This is a genomic window from Sphingopyxis sp. 2PD, assembly GCF_005503695.1.
GTDB lineage: Bacteria > Pseudomonadota > Alphaproteobacteria > Sphingomonadales > Sphingomonadaceae > Sphingopyxis.
This window is the reverse complement of record NZ_SCMU01000005.1, coordinates 94,861-110,847: the sequence shown is the minus strand read 5'-3', so window position 1 is coordinate 110,847 and position 15,987 is coordinate 94,861. Positions and strand designations below refer to the sequence as shown.

Genomic DNA, 15,987 nt, shown 5'->3' with positions numbered 1-15,987 from the left:
CCCCAAACGCTTACTAGCTCAGACCGATCACCGACAACTGACGGCCATAGGAATTTTCCCCTTGGTGGCACGCGCGGCGATAGCTGAAATAATCTTGCTGCAAGGCATAGGTGTCCTGTCCACCGATGGCAATTCGGGTGACCGCGGCGGCGGCGAGGCGCGCGGCGACATAGGCGGCGATGTCGAACATCGCATGGCCGGGCTTCCCCGCGGCAAAGAAACGTTCGTTGGCTAGATCGTCGGCGGTGAAGCGCTCCACAAATGCGTCATCGACTTCATAGGAGGCGCGTCCGATGCACGGGCCGATCGCGGCGGCAATGTTCACGCGGTCCGCGCCAAGGCTTTCCATCGCGGCAAGCGTCGCATCGGTGATGCCAGCTAGCGCGCCCTTCCAGCCTGCATGGGCGGCGCCGATAACTCCGGCTTCGCGGTCGGCGAACAGCACCGGCACGCAATCGGCGGTCAGGATGCCCAGCACAATGCCCGGGGTGCGCGTCGCGAGCGCATCCGCCTCGGGCCGCGCCGTCAGGTCGCTTTTGTCATCGACAATGATGCAGCGGTTGCCATGGACTTGATAGACGCCGGCCAGTGCAGCGCCGGGCAGCACCGCATCCGCCACCCGGCGCCGGTTTTCGGCAATCAGCGCCGGATCGTCGCCCGAGCCCAGGCCGCAATTGAGCGACGCGAGTTCGCCGGTCGACACCCCGCCGCGGCGGCCGAAAAAGCCGTGCGCGATGCCGTCCAGCGTCGGCGCGGTGACAAAAGGGGCGCTCACAGGTCGAGCCTGAAAAAACGGTCTTCGTCGATATGGTTGCCGACGCGGAACGCGTTGCGACCGACGTCATAAAAACCATAGCGGCGGTAGAAGGCCTGCGCGCGGGCATTTTCGGTAAAGACCGACAGATAGAGCACCGATGCACGCTCGCGCGCCCAGGTGATCCCCCAGTCCGTCAGCCGCGCGGCCACCCCGGTGCCCTGCGCTGCTTTGCCGACATAAAGCTGGTGCAGCTCGAGGGCATCGTCGACGGGCTGTTCGGCGGGCAGGTCGAAATCGAGCGGACCCATTTTGATATAGCCCGCAATCGCGCCCGCCGCGTCATCTTCCACCGCAATGGCAAATTGCGGATCGGCAATCTGGGCGCGGACGCGCGGCACCGGATTCCACTCGGCCAGAAACGCGGTCAGGTCGGCGGGGTCGTAGATATGGCCAAAGGTTTCGGTAAAGGTCGCCTCGGCAAAGGCGCTGATCGCGGCGGCGTCGTCGGCCGTCGCGCGTCGGGGGGCGGTCATGCCACATCTCCTGAAAATCCGGCGGGTGGCGGCCAGCCTGCCGCGCAAATCGTCATCACCTTGAACAAATCGCCCATCGCCTGCGGATCGACCAGCCGGTCGCGCTGCCCCTGCAATTCGGCGGCGCGGGTCGGCGCCGCAGCGGCGAGCGATGCCAGCCGCGCGTCGATCCCCAGCCGCCGCAGCCAGTCGCCCTGCGTCGCCACCGCCCCGATCCGGACGCCGGCCACCGTCGCGGCGGCTGCGAGCGCGCCAAAGTCGACATGTGCCGTCAGGTCGGCCTCGCCCGGATCGGCGAAGGGGTCGGCAAAGCGATGCGCCTTGACCGCTTGCAACGTGTCGCCCGCGGCCGGGCCGACATAGCCATAATCGATCGCCAGCATCGCGCCGCCCTGCCGCGCGATGCGAAAGGCACAGCGCTGCATGATCGCCGCAGCAACCGGCGCGGTCTCGACGATCGTGCCGACATTTTTGCTGCGCAGCATTTCGGGGATCGCGGCCGCCGCATCGGCGTCGCCCGGCACCGCGGCAAACACGTCGCCGCGACGTTCGACCATCCGCTCGCGCCAACCGTCCATGGTGCGGATATATTGATGCACCGGCAGCGCGTCGAAAAATTCATTGGCGACGATCAGCAGCGGCAGATCGTCCGGCAGCGCGTCGACCTCGTCATGGTGGGTCGCGGCGGGCAGGCGCGCCGATTGTGCAGCGCGCAGCACCGGGCTGGTTTCAACGAGCTCGATCCCCGCGGGGATGCAGCCGAAGCGCGCCATCGCGCGCAGCGCGTCGGCGGCCAGCGTCCCGCGCCCCGGACCCAGCTCGACGTAGCGAAACATGGGGCTGCCCGCGCGCGCCCACAGGTCGGCGATCCACACGCCGACCATTTCGCCGAACATCTGGCTGATTTCGGGCGCCGTGGTGAAATCGCCCGCGGCACCGAGCGGGTCGCGTGTCGCATAATAATGGCTGTTTGCGGCGGCCATATAATCGGCGACGGTGGTTGCCCGCGCCGCTGCGATGTCGCCGATCAGCTGTTCGGGGGTCGGCGGTCCGTCACGCAACGCTGTCGGGTCCGGCGACCGGCTCGACCCGCTGGCGGCGCCCCTTCGCGGTCGCGACCAGCCAGATGCCGATAACCAGCATCGGCACGGTCAGCGTCTGCCCCATCGTCAGCCCCCACGACAATGTGCCAAGCTGGACATCGGGCTCGCGCACGAACTCGACCGCGAAACGGCTAAGGCCATAGATGATCGCCGCCATGCCGAACAGGAAACCGGGCTTGTAGCGCGCGTCGGTGCGCCAGAACAGGAAGGTGAGGATGGCCATCATCAGCAGCCCTTCCAGACCCGCTTCGTACAGCTGGCTGGGGTGGCGCGGGTCCATTGTGCCACTGTCCGGAAAAATGATCGCCCAAGGCACGTCGGTCGCGCGACCCCACAGTTCACCATTCACGAAATTCGCCATGCGGCCAAAAAACAGGCCGAACGGGATGACGCAGGCAACATAATCGCAAAAGCGCAGGAAGCTCAGCTTCTCCTTGCGCGTCACATACCATATCGCGATCAGCACGCCGATGACGCCGCCGTGGAGCGACATGCCGCCGTCCCACAGACGAAAGACGCCCAGCGGTTCCTTGATATATTCGCCCAGATTATAGAACAGCACATAACCCAGCCGCCCGCCAATGATGATGCCGAGCATCGCGTAAAAGATCATGTCGTCGGCGTGGCGCCGCGCCATTGGGGCGCCGGGCTGCGCGATCAGCTTGAGCAGATACCAATAGCCGACAAAGATCCCGGCGAGATAGGCGAGCGCGTACCAGCGGATCGGCAGGCCGAAGATGCTGAACGCAATTTCGCTATTCTCTCCCATCAGGTCATGGAAGTTCACATATTGCGTTGCTTCGGCTAGGGTTGCAAAAAGAAACATAAAGTCGCGCGGTCCTTCCCCAGGAGAGGCCTCCCCATAAGGGGTTAGGCCAGCGAGACCAAGAGGAGAGATACAAGATGCCATCTGCGCTCGATTTGCGCCTGGAAGCCGCCTATAATCTGATCACCGGTCCGGGCGGACCGATCCAGGTCGGGTCCGTCGAACGCTTCGGCCGACAGCTTCCCTTCATCACCAATGCGCCGACGAATCTGGCCGACTATGTCGCCTATTTCGCGATGCAGCACGGCGACGCGACCTTTCTGGTCGAGGGCGACGAACGCCTGTCGTTCAAACAGGTCTATATGGCGGCGCGGCAGGTCGCGGCGGGGCTGATCGAGGGTTATGGCGTCCAGCGCGGCGACCGCGTCGGGCTGGCAATGCGCAATGCCAATGCCTGGTGCGTTTCCTACATCGGCATCTTGCTCGCGGGCGGCTGTGCGACGCTGCTCAATGGGTGGTGGCAGGGCGGCGAGCTGGCGGCGGCGATCGCGGACAGCGAAACCGGTCTGGTCATCGCCGACGTCCAGCGCGCGGCGCGGCTCGAAGAGGTCGAGCATGGCGCCAAGGTCGTCACGCTCGACATCGCGCAGCCGATCGATCTGGCGATCGCCCCGATCACCGGCGCCGGCGGCAATGCCGCAACCGCGCTGCCGACGCTGACCGGGCAGGATCTGGCCACTATCCTGTTCACCTCGGGCTCGACCGGCCAGTCGAAAGGCGCCTATTCGCGCCACGAAGCGGTGGTGCAGGCGATCTTCAACTATGTGACGCAAACCGCCAGCATCGTGCATTTGCTGACCGAAGACGGGTTGATGTCCGACATCCAGCCCGCGACGCTGATCTGTACCCCGCTGTTCCACGTCACCGCCGAAATCCCCGTGTTCCTGCAAAGCTTCGCGCTCGGGCGTAAACTGGTGCTGATGCCGAAATGGAATGCCGAGGAAGCCATGCGGCTGATCCAGGACGAACAATGCAATTATTTCGTCGGCGTGCCGCTGATGAGCTATGAAATCCTGATCCACCCCAACCGCAAGAATTACGACCTGTCGACGTGCAAAAGCTACGCCGGCGGCGGCGCGCCGCGGCCGCCCGAGCATGTCAAACGCCTTGCGACCGAAATGGGCGAGGGCAAGCCGCTGCTCGGTTACGGGCTCACCGAAACCAATGCGGTCGGCTGCGGCATCATCAACGAAAATTACCTCGCCAAGCCGCTGTCAACCGGCCCGGCGTCGAAACCGCTGGTCGACCTCGCGATCCTCGACGACGACGGAAACGAGCTGGCGCAGGGGAAGGTCGGCGAGGTCTGCATCCGCTCGGTGTGCAATTTCGAAGGCTATTGGAACAACGAAGCGGCGTCGAAGGCGGCCTTTTTCGACAATGGCTATTTCCGCTCGGGCGACCTCGGCTATCTCGACGAAGACGGCTATTTGTTCATCGTCGACCGCAAGAAGGACATCATCATCCGCGGCGGTGAAAATATCAGCTGCCAGGAGGTCGAGGCGGCGATCTACGAACATGGCGACACCAACGAATGCGCGGTGTTCGGCCTGCCCGACGAGCGGCTGGGCGAGGTTGTCGGCGCGGTGATCTGGACCAAGCCGGGGAGCAGCGTCACCGCCGAGGATATGTGCTCGTTCCTCAGCCAGCGGCTGGCGCCCTACAAGGTGCCGTACAAGATCTGGATGGCCAACGACGCGCTGCCGAAGCTCGGCAGCGAAAAGATCGACAAGGTCAGCTTGCGCAACAAATATCGCGACGAATATGCGGCGGAGCTAGCGTAACCTTTTTTTGGTGGCGAGCGAACCGTCTTAAGCCCCTCCCTTTCAGGGGAGGGGTTGGGGTGGGGGTCAGCGACCTTGTGCAATGCCGCTGACCCCCACCCGCTGCGACTAGGCAGCAAGTGCCAAGTCTCGCTGCCCTCCCCTGAAGGGGAGGGCGTGTAGAGGGAGTGCCGGATGCGATGAGCGACGTTGATCCTTCTCCCACCCCGCCACCGCCGCACGTCTATCGCCACCGGCTGCCGACGCGCATCTGGCACTGGGTGAACGCGGTCACCTTGCTCGTCCTGCTGATGAGCGGGCTGACGATCTTCAACGCGCACCCGCGGCTCTATTGGGGCGAATATGGCGCCAATTTCGACCGTGCCTGGCTGGTGATCGGCTCGACCGCGGATGAGGGCTATTTGCGGATCGGCGACTGGCGGGTCGAAACGACCGGGGTGCTCGGCCGCTGGACCGATGCCGAAGGGATCCAAAAAACCTGGGCCTTCCCCGGCTGGGCGACGATCCCGACCAGCTACAGCCTTGCCGACGGGCGGCGCTGGCACCTGTTCTTTGCCTGGGTAATGGCGATGGGGCTGACGCTCTACATGTTGTGGACCGCGATCGGCGGGCATCTGAAAAAGGACCTGCACGTCCGCCGCACCGAATGGTCGCCGCGCCATATCTGGGACGACATCAAGGATCATGCGCGGCTGCGCTTCCCGACGGGCGATGCCGCGGCGCGCTACGGCATTTTGCAGAAGCTCAGCTACATCGGCGTGATCTTCATCCTGCTGCCGCTGATGATCGCGACCGGGCTGACGATGTCGCCGGGGATCAATGCCGGCGCGCCGTGGCTGCTCGACCTGTTCGGCGGCCGCCAGTCGGCGCGCTCGATCCATTTCATCGCGGCCTGGGCGCTGGTGGCGTTTTTCCTTGTCCATAACCTGATGGTCTTGCTCGCCGGGCCAGTGAACGAGGTGCGGTCGATGGTGACCGGCTGGTTCCGCCTGCCGCCGGAGAAGGACGCATGAACGAGATCATTCTGCCGCGCCGCCAGCTGATCGCCCGCGTCGGCGGCCTTGCTGCAACATTGCCGCTGCTGTCGGCTTGCGACGCGATCAACGACGCGCCCGCAGTGCGCAAGATCTTGTCGATGGGCGAGGAGATGAACCGCGCGAGCCAGCGCGCGCTCATCGACCGCAACGCTCTGGCGCGCGAATATAGCCGCGCCGACCTGTCGCCTTACTTCCGGCCCAATGGCACGCGGCTGCCCGCGGGCGCCGCCTATGCCGCGCATGCCGCGAGCGGCTTCGGCGACTGGCGGGTCGCGGTCACCGGACTGGTCGCGCGGCCGCTATCGCTGTCGATGGCCGACATCCGCGCGATGCCGCAGCGCACCCAGATCACCCGCCACGACTGCGTCGAAGGGTGGAGCGCTATCGGGCAATGGACCGGGGTCCAGCTGTCGCGCATCCTCGCCGCCGCCGGGGTCAGCGACAATGCGCGCTATATCGTCTTTCGCTGCGCTGACCGGCTCGGCGACGCGCTCTATTATGAAAGCTGCGACATGATCGACGCGCGGCACCCGCAGACGATCCTGGCCTGGGCGCTCAACGACGCGGTGCTGCCAATCGCCAACGGCGCGCCGCTGCGCCTGCGGATCGAGCGCCAGCTCGGCTACAAACACGCCAAATATGTGAACGCGATCGAAGCAGTCGCCAGCCTCGACGGCATCGGCGCGGGCAAGGGCGGCTATTGGGAAGATCGCATCGATTATGAATGGTATGCGGGGATTTGACCGGTTGGCCCCTCTGGGCCGGAAGGGATGGCGGCTTTGGGGTGGTTTTAAGCCATTCCCCTCCCTTTCAGGGAGGGGTTAGGGGTGGGTGCGAGCGAAGCGAGCCGAGGCAGAATGCCGCCTTCGGCGGCTACCCACCCCCAGCCCCTCCCTAAAAGGGAGGGGAGAAGACACGTCCCCTTCCGGTCGCAACCGGCCATTGGCCATGTCCGCAATATCTATCCCGGATAACGCTCGTTCATGACATCCCAGCTGAGCACAATCAGCTGCTCCAGCACGTCCAAATCAACATCCGCCAGCTTGTTGACGTAAAGACACGACTTGCCCGTCTTATACTTGCCCAGCCGCGCGAACAGCGCGTCGGCCTCGGGTTGCCGGTCGCAATAATGGCCCATCAGATACAGCGTCATCGCCGCCTTGCGCGGGCTGAACCCGGCGCGGCACATCGTTCCCGACCGGCCGCTGTCATAGACATAGTCATAGCTGCCATAGCCGATGATCGACGGCCCCCACATCTTCGGTTCCAGCCCGGTAACGCGGCGGTGGATCGCGTCGATCACCGCCGCCTCCTCGCGGCGCCGCGCTTCGGGAACCGCGGCGATGAAGTCGGCGACCGACGCCTCGGTAGCCTTGGTCTTCAATTCACTCTTGGCCATCGCGGTTCCTCCCGGCGGGCGATTATCGCCGTTTCGTGCCACCCTTCAGTTCGGCGACCAGCGCCGGGGCGGGCCAGATTTTCTCCAGCCCTTCCTGGATCGCCGCGGTCGACACCGCGACGGTGCGGTTCAGCGTGCCGTCATAGCCGAAATTGCCGCCCAGCGAGTGGATATTGCCATCGAACGCGGTGCCGATCACGCTGCCGTCGCGCGCGATGACCGGCGACCCCGAATTGCCGCCGATGATATCGTTGGTCGTGACGAAGTCATAGACGACATTCTTGTTAATCCGCGACTCCGCCTTCACGAACCCGTCGGCCAGTTTGTAGGGCAGCTGCCCCGTCGCCCGGTCGTAAGTGCCACCCATCACGGTCGTCGCCGGCACCGGCTTGCCGCGCTCGGTCCACCCCTTCACCTGGCCATAGGACAGGCGCAGCGTGAAGGTCGCGTCGGGATAGAGCTTGTCGCCATAGGCGGCGAAGCGCGCCTTTGCCAATCGTGCCTGCGCCGCGGTGACCGGCGCATCATAGTCGCGGTCGAACGCCGTCTTGATTGCGCGGGCGCGCGGATCGAGCTGGCTGAAGAAGCGGATCATCGGGTCGTCCGACGCCGCGATCGCCGCGGCGCCGCCCTCCCACAATTGCTTGCGATAGGCGGGATCGGCGAGCTTCGTCCCTTCGACCAGCCGCTTGCCGAGCGCTTCGGGGCTTTCCTTGCCCAGCAGCATTTTGACGTCGGCATTGTCGGCGCCCAGATATTCGCGCGCCTTGCTGGCCCAGAAGCTGACGCCCAGTTCTTCCAGCCAGGGATAGGTCGGCACCGGATCGGTCAGCCGCTTTTCGGTGAGCGGCAGCGCCGAGTCGGTGAAACCGGGCAGGCGCTCGCTGTTCGGCTTGCCGCGTTCGGCGGCGGCGCGCACCAGCGTCATCGCATAACCGACCAACGTCGAATAGCTGGCGGGGCCGTTCTGCAGGAACACGCTGTCGAGGTAGGTGTTGCGGCGTTCGGCCATCGCCTTGTCGATTTCGGACCAGGGATCGCCGATTTCGGCATTGCCCTTGACCCGGGCGCGCAGGTCGGCTTCCTCGGCGGCCAGCTTGGCAGTAAAGGCGGGATCGTTGAGCGCGCGCAGCTGCCCTGACAAGGCCTTGAAGCTGTTTTCATATCCGAACAGCTCGTCGCCGCCTTCGCGGGTCTTGTCGGCATCGCCTTCCATGCTCGCGATCAGGCGGCCCCGGAACTCAGACAGCAGGATCAGCGTCAGCGGCAGGCGCTCGGCGCGCTGGAATTCGCGCTGCGTTTCGGTCAGCAGGCGCTGGGTCGAACCGGGGTTGCCGACGACGAAGGTGATCTCGCCTTCCTGCGGCGCGCGCGGATTCCATTTGAGGTGGGTGGGCGTCGCGACCGGCTTGCCGCCTTCATAGGCGCGCAGGAAGGCGGCATCCATCGCGTAGCGCGGGAAGTTGAAATTGTCGGGGTCGCCGCCGAAGAAGGCCGCCTGGAATTCGGGCGCCCAAGCGATGCGGACGTCGCTGTACTTGCGATATTGATACAGCTTGTATTGGCCGCCGCCGAACAAGGTCACGACCTGGCAGCGCGTCTTGGCGCGGTCGGTGCAGCCCGCCGATTCGAGTTCGGCGATGCGTGCGTCGCGCGCCTTGACCAGCGCCTCGCCGGTCAGCGATCCGATCACGCCCTGAATATCGCCGGTGACGTCGGTGATCGACGTGACGACCTCGGCCTGCTGGCCGGGGCATTGGCGTTCGCGCGCGCGGTCGGCGGCGTTGAAGCCACCCGCGACCAGGTCATTTTCGGCGGTCGACAGATTCTGCAGGCAGCTGATGACGCAATGATGGTTGGTCAGGATCAAGCCTTCGCCCGACACGAACGACGCCGAACAGCCGCCGGTCAGCCGCACCGCCGCCGCCTGCGTCCGGTCCAGCCATTGCTTGTCGGGCGCCCAGCCATAGGCGTTGCGGATCGCGTCGGTCGGGACGCCGTCGAACGTCCACATACCTTCCTCGGCAGCAGCGGGGGTGGCGACGGCGAACGCCGCGGCGGCGGCAGAAGCGAAAGCAAGGGTCAGGCGCATCAAAAATCCTCGTCCGTGAGATATGGTATCATCTGATACTAGCGGTCGACGTCCGCGCGGCCAAGGGGAATGTTGTCGTAGCGCATCGCGGTTGCGCGGGGGCGGGCAGGCTGCTAGCCGCGCCCGCGATATTCCCTCGCCAAAGGTACCGCCATGTCCGATTCCATCAAGCGCGTCGTCCTTGCCTATTCGGGCGGCCTCGATACCAGCGTCATCCTGAAGTGGCTGCAGGTCACCTATGGCTGCGAGGTGGTGACCTTCACCGCCGATCTGGGGCAGGGCGAGGAGCTGGAGCCCGCGCGCGCCAAGGCCGAGTTGATGGGGATCAAGCCCGAGCATATCTATATCGACGACCTGCGCGAAGAATTTGTTCGCGACTTCGTTTTCCCGATGATGCGCGCCAACGCGCGGTACGAAGGCGATTATCTGCTTGGCACGTCGATCGCCCGTCCGCTGATTTCGAAACGGCTGGTCGAAATCGCGCGCGAAACCGGCGCCGACGCGGTCGCGCATGGCGCGACGGGCAAGGGCAATGACCAAGTCCGCTTCGAACTGTCGGCCTATGCGCTGAACCCCGACATCAAGGTCATCGCGCCGTGGCGCGAATGGGATCTAACGAGCCGCACCGCGCTGATTGCCTGGGCCGAACAGCACCAGATTCCGGTGCCGAAGGACAAGCGCGGCGAAAGCTCCTTCTCGACCGACGCCAATCTGCTGCACACCTCGAGCGAGGGCAAGGTGCTGGAAAATCCGTGGGACGAGACCCCCGACTATGTCTATTCGCGCACCGTCAATCCCGAGGATGCGCCCGACGCCCCCGAATATATCACGGTCGATTTCGAACGCGGCGACGGGGTGGCGCTGAACGGCGAAGCGATGTCGCCCGCGACCTTGCTCGCGGCGCTCAACGACCTCGGCCGCAAGCATGGCATCGGCCGCCTCGACCTCGTCGAAAACCGCTTCGTCGGCATGAAGTCGCGCGGCATGTACGAGACGCCGGGCGGCGAAATCTATGCGCGGGCGCATCGCGGCATCGAAAGCATCACGCTCGACCGCGGCGCCGCGCACCTGAAAGACGAGCTCATGCCCAAATATGCCGAGCTCATCTACAACGGTTTCTGGTTCGCGCCCGAACGCGAGATGTTGCAGGCGGCGATCGACCATAGCCAGGAAAAGGTGTCGGGCACCGTCCGGCTCAAGCTCTACAAGGGCAACGCCAACGTCGTTGGGCGCAAGTCGCCGAATAGCCTTTACAGCGAGCGCCATGTGACGTTCGAGGATGACGCGGGTGCCTATGATCAGAAAGACGCGGCGGGGTTCATCAAACTGAACGCGCTACGCCTCAAGCTGTTGGCGAAGCGCGACCGCTAAGGCGGCGCCGTCGATTGCGGCGCGGCGAGGGCCAAGATGCCCTGTCGGTGCGTCGCGCCGCCGCGGCACTTGCCTGACTCGGGCGCGGATATGTGTTAGAGAAAGGGTTGAAAAGCGGGGAAGATGTAAAAGCCGATGGTGCGGGTTGGGCTTATTGCAAGGATCAGCCATGCCGATCGAACCTACCCCCCATACAGCCGATTATGACTGGCAGCCATGCCACATCTGGTTTCCCCGTACGGGCCTGGTGCTCGACCGCCACGGCGTTCGAACGCGTGTCATCTGGCCGGGACAATATATGGTCCGCAAATCGCGCACGCTACGCAAATGGATGTATCGGCACCGTTAAACCGGGCGCAAATAGCCATTGTGAAATGAAGAATTAGCAAGACGGCGAGACCTGCGCTAAGGCGCGATTCGTGACTGCTACCCGCTTTTTCTCCGACAATGCTGCAACGGTTCATCCGGTGGTGATGGAAGCGATGGCGGCTGCCAATCATGTCGACACCGCCTATGATGGCGATGCGCTGAGCCAGTCGCTCGACGCGGCCTTTTCGGAGCTGTTCGAAACCGACTGCGAAGTCGTGTGGATCCCCACCGGAACCGCCGCGAACAGCATCATCCTCGCCCATTTCGTGCGACCGTGGCAGGGCATCCTGTGTTACGAGGAAGCGCATATCGAAGTTGATGAATGCGGCGCGCCGACCTTTTATTCGGGCGGCGCCAAGTTGATGACCTTGCCGGGGCGCGGAGCGAAAATCGACGCCGAGGCGCTGAAAGCACGAATCGCCGGGATTCGCCAGGATGTCCATCAGGTGCAGCCCGCGGCGATCAGCATCACCAACGCGACCGAATATGGCCTCGTGTGGCGCGCCGAAGAGATTGGCGAGATCAGCCAGGTCGCGCGCGCCAATGGCATGAAGCTGCATATGGACGGCGCGCGCTTTGCCAATGCCGTCGCCTATCTCGATTGCGCCCCCGCCGATGTGACCTGGCGCGCCGGGGTCGACGCGCTGTCGTTCGGCTTCACCAAGAATGGTGCGATGATGGCCGAGGCGATCGTCTTCTTTGGCGGCAGCGGCGGGCCGGGGGTCCGCGAGCTGAAAAAACGCGGCGGCCATTTGCTCAGCAAGGGGCGGTTCGTGGCGGCGCAGATTCGCGCGATGCTGACCAACGACCTGTGGCTCGACAATGCGCGCGCGGCGAACGCCGGGGCGGCGGCGCTGGCGGCGGCGTGCGGCGACCGGTTGATGCACCCCGTCGAAGCGAATGAATTGTTCGTCCGGCTGACGCCTGCCGAGGCCGCGAAACTGCGCGGCGCCGGTTTTGATTTCTACGATTGGGGCGAAGGCGCGGCGCGGTTGGTGGCGAGCTGGGATCAGGATGCGCAGGCGGTCGCGCCATTTGCCGCCGCGATCGCCGCGCTATGAGCGCGCCGCCCAGCCTGCTGGCTCCGCGCGTCCTATTCCCCTTCCTCTTCATCACCCTGATCTGGGGATCGACGTGGATCGTGATCACCGGGCAACTCGGCGTCGTGCCCCCCAGCTGGTCGGTCGCTTACCGCTTTTTCGTCGGCGCCGCCGCGATGTTCGCCTATGCGGCCTGGCGTCGCGAACGATTGACGCTCTCGGGGTTCGGCTGGGGGTTTGCGGCGCTGCTCGGGCTCGCGCAGTTCGCGCTCAACTTCAATTTCGTCTATCGCGCCGAGCTGCACATCACCTCGGGACTGGTTGCGGTGCTGTTCGCGCTGCTGATTGTTCCGAACACCCTGCTCGGGCGCATCTTCCTGAAGACGAAAGTCGAGGGACGCTTTCTGCTCGGCGCCGGAATCGCGATCGTCGGGGTGGGGATGATGATCCTGCACGAATATCGCGCCGCCAACGTCGGGGCCGCCGAAGTGCTGATCGGCACCGCGCTCACCCTGTGCGGCGTGATCAGCGCGTCGGCATCGAATGTGATGCAGGGATCAAGCGTGGCGCGCGAGCAGTCAATGGCGGTAATGATCGCGTGGGCGATGCTGTTTGGCGCCCTGGGCGATGCCGGCTTTGCCTGGGCGACCACCGGCCCGCCGGTGATCGAGGCGACACCGGCCTATCTGGGCGGCGTGCTGTATCTGGGGGTCGTCGCCAGCGCGGTGACCTTCCCGCTCTATTTCAACATCATCCGCGCGGTCGGACCGGGACAGGCGGCATGGTCGAGCGTGCTGATCCCGATCATCGCGATGGGCTTTTCGACACTGTTCGAAGGGTATCGCTGGGCGCCGCTGTCGATCGCGGGCGGTGCGGTGGCGCTGGTCGGGCTGGTGATCGCGGTGGCGAAAAGGCCCGATCGCCCGTCGGTCAGCGGCAATATGGTCGCGGTTCCGGTGGAGCGCGACGCGTAGGTTCGCGACCCTTGGTTGTCACGGGTGTATTGTTTCGGTAGGACGGCGACATGAAACGTCTCGCCACTCCGTTCGTCCTGCTCGCTGCCTGCCTGTCCGCACCGGCGCTCGCCCAAACTTCCTGCCAGCCCGGCACTTACGCCGCACCCGATGGCGATTTTGTTGTCCTCGCTCCCTTGCCGTCGATCGCGGCGCCGGGGCTGCGCTACCTGTTCCGCGACGGCCGCCGCGGAGCAACCACGGATGCGACGGCGCCGCTCGCGTGCCGCAACGATGGCGTAATGATCGGCGGGGCGACGTGGAAGCCGATCGTTTTTCGCGAAACGCCTGCGACATTCAACAGCGTGGGGACCAAGCTGTCCGGGGTGCTGATCGAGCCGCCAACCGCCGATCCCAAACGCCCGCTCGTGGTCATGGTCCACGGGTCGGAGCGCAATTCGCCGATCGGCGGGGTCTATGGCTATGCGATGGCGGCGCAGGGGATTTCGGTATTCGTCTATGACAAGCGCGGCACCGGCGCATCGGAAGGCGAATATACGCAGAATTTCGAACTGCTCGCCGCCGATGCCGTGCATGCGCTCGATCAGGCGCGCAGCATGACGCCGGGCCGGGCCGGCCGCGCAGGATTTTTCGGCGGCAGTCAGGGCGGGTGGGTCGCGCCGCGCGCCGCGACGTTGACGAAGGCCGATTTTGTCGCGATCGGTTTCGGCCTTGTCGCATCGCCGATCGAGGAGGACCGCGAACAGCTGGTTTCGGAAGTGCGGGCAGCGGGGCTGGGCGATGATGCCGTCGGGCTCGTCAACCGGCTGTCTGCGGCGACCAGCAAGCTGTTACTGTCGAATTTTGCCGCGGGTTATGATGATCTGGACGCCGTGCGGCGCGACATGGCCGGCAAACCGTGGGCGGCGACGATCGCGGGGGAGCATAGCGGCGCGATGCTGCGCATGTCGAATGACGAAATGCGCCGCGTGGGCCGCGCGCGTTTCGATAATCTGGAGCTGATCTGGGACTATGACGCGTTGGCGGCGCTGAAAAAGCTCGATGCGCCCTTGCTATGGGTTCTAGCGGGCGAGGATCGCGAGGCACCGATCGAAACGACGCGGGGTGCGCTGCTCGGTCTTGCCAAGGGCGGCAAGCCGGTCGACGTTTATCTGTTTCCCGACACCGACCATGGCATGTTCGAATATCGAACCAATGCCGATGGGTCGCGCAGCGGAACGCGGATTACCGACGGCTATCTGAAGCTGCTCGGCGACTGGATCAAGGGTGCCGCGCGCGGGCCTTACGGGCGCGCCGAGCATCTGACAAAGACCGTCAGCCCGCGCTGATCCGTTCGATGTCGGCGCCGACCGCCTGGAGTTTTTCCTCCAACCGCTCGTAGCCGCGATCGAGGTGATAGACGCGGTTGACCTCGGTCTGGCCCTGCGCCGCGAGCCCGGCGATGATCAGGCTCATCGATGCGCGGAGGTCCGTCGCCATCACCGGCGCGCCGACCAGATGATCGACCCCACGCACCACCGCGCTGCGTCCGCGCACTTCGATGTCGCAGCCCATGCGAGCGAGCTCCGGAACATGCATGTAGCGGTTTTCGAAGATCGTTTCGGTGAACAGGCTGGCGCCCTTGCCGAGCGTCGCCATCGCCATGAACTGCGCCTGCATGTCGGTCGCAAAGCCCGGGTAGGGCGCGGTCGACAGGGTGACGGGTTCGGCGCGCCCCGACATCGCGACGCGGATGCCGGTCTTGCTCTCTTCGACCGTCGCACCGGCCTGGCGCAACGCCGAAAGCGTCGCCTCCATTTCGCTGGCCTTTGCGCCGACCAGTTCGACATCGCCCTCGGTGATAACGGCGGCGCAGGCATAGCTGCCCGCCTCGATACGGTCGGCCATCACCCGGTAGGTTGCGCCGTGCAGGCGGTCGACGCCCTCGATGCTCAGCGTTTCGGTGCCGATACCCTCGATATGCGCGCCCATCGCGACCAGGCAGTTGCACAGGTCGACGATCTCGGGCTCGCGTGCGGCGTTCTCAAGGACGCAGGTGCCCTTGGCGAGCACCGCCGCCATCAGCGCATTTTCGGTCGCGCCGACCGACACCACGGGGAAGGTGAATTTGCCGCCGGGCAGGCGTCCGCGGCCGGGTGCGCTCGCCTTGACATAACCCGAGGCGAGCTCGATCTCGGCGCCGAACGCCTCCAGCGCTTTCAGGTGCAGGTCTATCGGGCGGTTGCCGATCGCACAGCCGCCGGGCAGCGACACCGTCGCTTCGCCCGCGCGCGCGAGCAGCGGACCGAGGACGAGGATCGACGCGCGCATCTTGCGCACGATGTCATAGGGGGCGACGGTCGAAGTCAGCGTCGTTGTCCGCGCGGTCATCACGCGGCCGAAATCTTCGGGGCGCGATCCTTCGATCGTCGTCGAGCAGCCGAGCTGGTTGAGCAAATGACCAAAGCCATCGACGTCGGCGAGCCGTGGCAGGTTGCGCAGCGTCAGCGGTTCGTCGGTGAGCAGCGCGCAAGGCAGCAGCGTGAGCGCCGCATTCTTGGCGCCGGAGATGGGGATACGGCCCTTGAGTCGCTGGCCGCCGCGAATGACGATCTGATCCATGGCCAGTCTTTAGCGCACGGGCGCGGACGCGCAAGCGCGGGCACCTTTCGCCGTGGCTTTCCGGTCAGAAATGTGAAACTATCCCGGACGAGTTCGGATCGATC

14 protein-coding genes are annotated in these 15,987 nt (G+C 65.0%); 7 read left to right on the top strand and 7 right to left on the bottom strand.

What is annotated here, in order from left to right:
* Positions 1 to 13 precede the first annotated feature (13 nt).
* Genes pgeF through lgt form a run of 4 tightly spaced genes read right to left on the bottom strand, consistent with a single transcriptional unit; the run spans position 14 to position 3,219 of the window.
* Positions 14 to 775: a peptidoglycan editing factor PgeF gene (gene pgeF, locus FFS18_RS06800; RefSeq protein WP_137870292.1), complete on the bottom strand. Its 762-nt coding sequence runs from the start codon at positions 773 to 775 to the stop codon at positions 14 to 16.
* Positions 772 to 1,290, bottom strand: a complete 519-nt coding sequence (locus FFS18_RS06795) for a GNAT family N-acetyltransferase (protein WP_137870291.1) — start codon at positions 1,288 to 1,290, stop codon at positions 772 to 774. Before FFS18_RS06795 ends, pgeF begins: the two co-directional genes overlap by 4 nt.
* Entirely contained in the window at positions 1,287 to 2,351 is a 1,065-nt protein-coding gene (locus FFS18_RS06790; RefSeq protein ID WP_249340332.1) for a class I SAM-dependent methyltransferase, read from the bottom strand. Before FFS18_RS06790 ends, FFS18_RS06795 begins: the two co-directional genes overlap by 4 nt.
* Complete coding sequence (gene lgt, locus FFS18_RS06785) at positions 2,344 to 3,219, bottom strand: prolipoprotein diacylglyceryl transferase (protein ID WP_137870290.1); 876 nt, start codon at positions 3,217 to 3,219, stop codon at positions 2,344 to 2,346. The genes FFS18_RS06790 and lgt overlap by 8 nt, the downstream gene beginning before the upstream one ends.
* 77 nt (positions 3,220 to 3,296) lie before the next feature.
* Here lgt and FFS18_RS06780 point away from each other — a divergent pair, with 77 nt between their 5' ends.
* From FFS18_RS06780 to FFS18_RS06770, 3 genes are all read left to right on the top strand, one after another.
* On the top strand, positions 3,297 to 5,000 hold the full coding sequence (locus FFS18_RS06780) for a class I adenylate-forming enzyme family protein (protein ID WP_137870289.1): 1,704 nt from the start codon (positions 3,297 to 3,299) through the stop codon (positions 4,998 to 5,000).
* A 179-nt stretch (positions 5,001 to 5,179) separates the two neighbouring features.
* Positions 5,180 to 6,013: a cytochrome b/b6 domain-containing protein gene (locus FFS18_RS06775; RefSeq protein ID WP_137870288.1), complete on the top strand. Its 834-nt coding sequence runs from the start codon at positions 5,180 to 5,182 to the stop codon at positions 6,011 to 6,013.
* Positions 6,010 to 6,780 carry a molybdopterin-dependent oxidoreductase gene (locus FFS18_RS06770; protein WP_137870287.1) on the top strand — a complete coding sequence of 257 codons (771 nt, stop codon included), beginning with the start codon at positions 6,010 to 6,012 and terminating at the stop codon, positions 6,778 to 6,780. Before FFS18_RS06775 ends, FFS18_RS06770 begins: the two co-directional genes overlap by 4 nt.
* A 218-nt stretch (positions 6,781 to 6,998) precedes the next feature.
* On the opposite strand, the gene FFS18_RS06765 is transcribed toward FFS18_RS06770, so the two are convergent.
* Together FFS18_RS06765 and FFS18_RS06760 are read right to left on the bottom strand one after the other, a co-directional pair.
* Entirely contained in the window at positions 6,999 to 7,436 is a 438-nt protein-coding gene (locus tag FFS18_RS06765) for a DUF1801 domain-containing protein (protein WP_137870286.1), read from the bottom strand.
* 22 nt (positions 7,437 to 7,458) lie between these two features.
* Entirely contained in the window at positions 7,459 to 9,528 is a 2,070-nt protein-coding gene (locus FFS18_RS06760) for a S46 family peptidase (protein WP_137870285.1), read from the bottom strand.
* 153 nt (positions 9,529 to 9,681) lie between these two features.
* Here FFS18_RS06760 and FFS18_RS06755 point away from each other — a divergent pair, with 153 nt between their 5' ends.
* The 4 genes from FFS18_RS06755 (at position 9,682) to FFS18_RS06735 (ending at position 14,610) form a co-directional block, all read left to right on the top strand.
* A complete protein-coding gene (locus FFS18_RS06755; RefSeq protein WP_137870284.1) occupies positions 9,682 to 10,899 on the top strand; it encodes an argininosuccinate synthase in 1,218 nt (405 codons plus the stop codon).
* A 419-nt stretch (positions 10,900 to 11,318) separates the two neighbouring features.
* Entirely contained in the window at positions 11,319 to 12,329 is a 1,011-nt protein-coding gene (locus FFS18_RS06745) for a threonine aldolase family protein (protein WP_137870282.1), read from the top strand.
* A complete protein-coding gene (locus tag FFS18_RS06740; protein WP_120215594.1) occupies positions 12,326 to 13,282 on the top strand; it encodes a DMT family transporter in 957 nt (318 codons plus the stop codon). Before FFS18_RS06745 ends, FFS18_RS06740 begins: the two co-directional genes overlap by 4 nt.
* Before the next feature lie 50 nt (positions 13,283 to 13,332).
* Complete coding sequence (locus tag FFS18_RS06735; RefSeq protein WP_137870281.1) at positions 13,333 to 14,610, top strand: alpha/beta hydrolase family protein; 1,278 nt, start codon at positions 13,333 to 13,335, stop codon at positions 14,608 to 14,610.
* On the opposite strand, the gene murA is transcribed toward FFS18_RS06735, so the two are convergent.
* Positions 14,597 to 15,883, bottom strand: coding sequence for a UDP-N-acetylglucosamine 1-carboxyvinyltransferase (gene murA / locus FFS18_RS06730; protein ID WP_137870280.1), 1,287 nt, complete (start codon positions 15,881 to 15,883; stop codon positions 14,597 to 14,599). The two genes, FFS18_RS06735 and murA, sit on opposite strands and share 14 nt — an antisense overlap.
* Positions 15,884 to 15,987: the final 104 nt, after the last annotated feature.

Bases quoted from the DNA above. Each gene is read 5' to 3' on its own strand.
- FFS18_RS06795 (WP_137870291.1), bottom strand. From the start codon at position 1,290: ATGACCGCCCCCCGACGCGCGACGGCCGACGACGCCGCCGCGATCAGC.
- lgt (WP_137870290.1), bottom strand. From the start codon at position 3,219: ATGTTTCTTTTTGCAACCCTAGCCGAAGCAACGCAATATGTGAACTTC.
- FFS18_RS06780 (WP_137870289.1), top strand. From the start codon at position 3,297: ATGCCATCTGCGCTCGATTTGCGCCTGGAAGCCGCCTATAATCTGATC.
- FFS18_RS06775 (WP_137870288.1), top strand. From the start codon at position 5,180: ATGAGCGACGTTGATCCTTCTCCCACCCCGCCACCGCCGCACGTCTAT.
- FFS18_RS06770 (WP_137870287.1), top strand. From the start codon at position 6,010: ATGAACGAGATCATTCTGCCGCGCCGCCAGCTGATCGCCCGCGTCGGC.
- FFS18_RS06765 (WP_137870286.1), bottom strand. From the start codon at position 7,436: ATGGCCAAGAGTGAATTGAAGACCAAGGCTACCGAGGCGTCGGTCGCC.
- FFS18_RS06760 (WP_137870285.1), bottom strand. From the start codon at position 9,528: ATGCGCCTGACCCTTGCTTTCGCTTCTGCCGCCGCCGCGGCGTTCGCC.
- FFS18_RS06755 (WP_137870284.1), top strand. From the start codon at position 9,682: ATGTCCGATTCCATCAAGCGCGTCGTCCTTGCCTATTCGGGCGGCCTC.
- FFS18_RS06740 (WP_120215594.1), top strand. From the start codon at position 12,326: ATGAGCGCGCCGCCCAGCCTGCTGGCTCCGCGCGTCCTATTCCCCTTC.
- FFS18_RS06735 (WP_137870281.1), top strand. From the start codon at position 13,333: ATGAAACGTCTCGCCACTCCGTTCGTCCTGCTCGCTGCCTGCCTGTCC.
- murA (WP_137870280.1), bottom strand. From the start codon at position 15,883: ATGGATCAGATCGTCATTCGCGGCGGCCAGCGACTCAAGGGCCGTATC.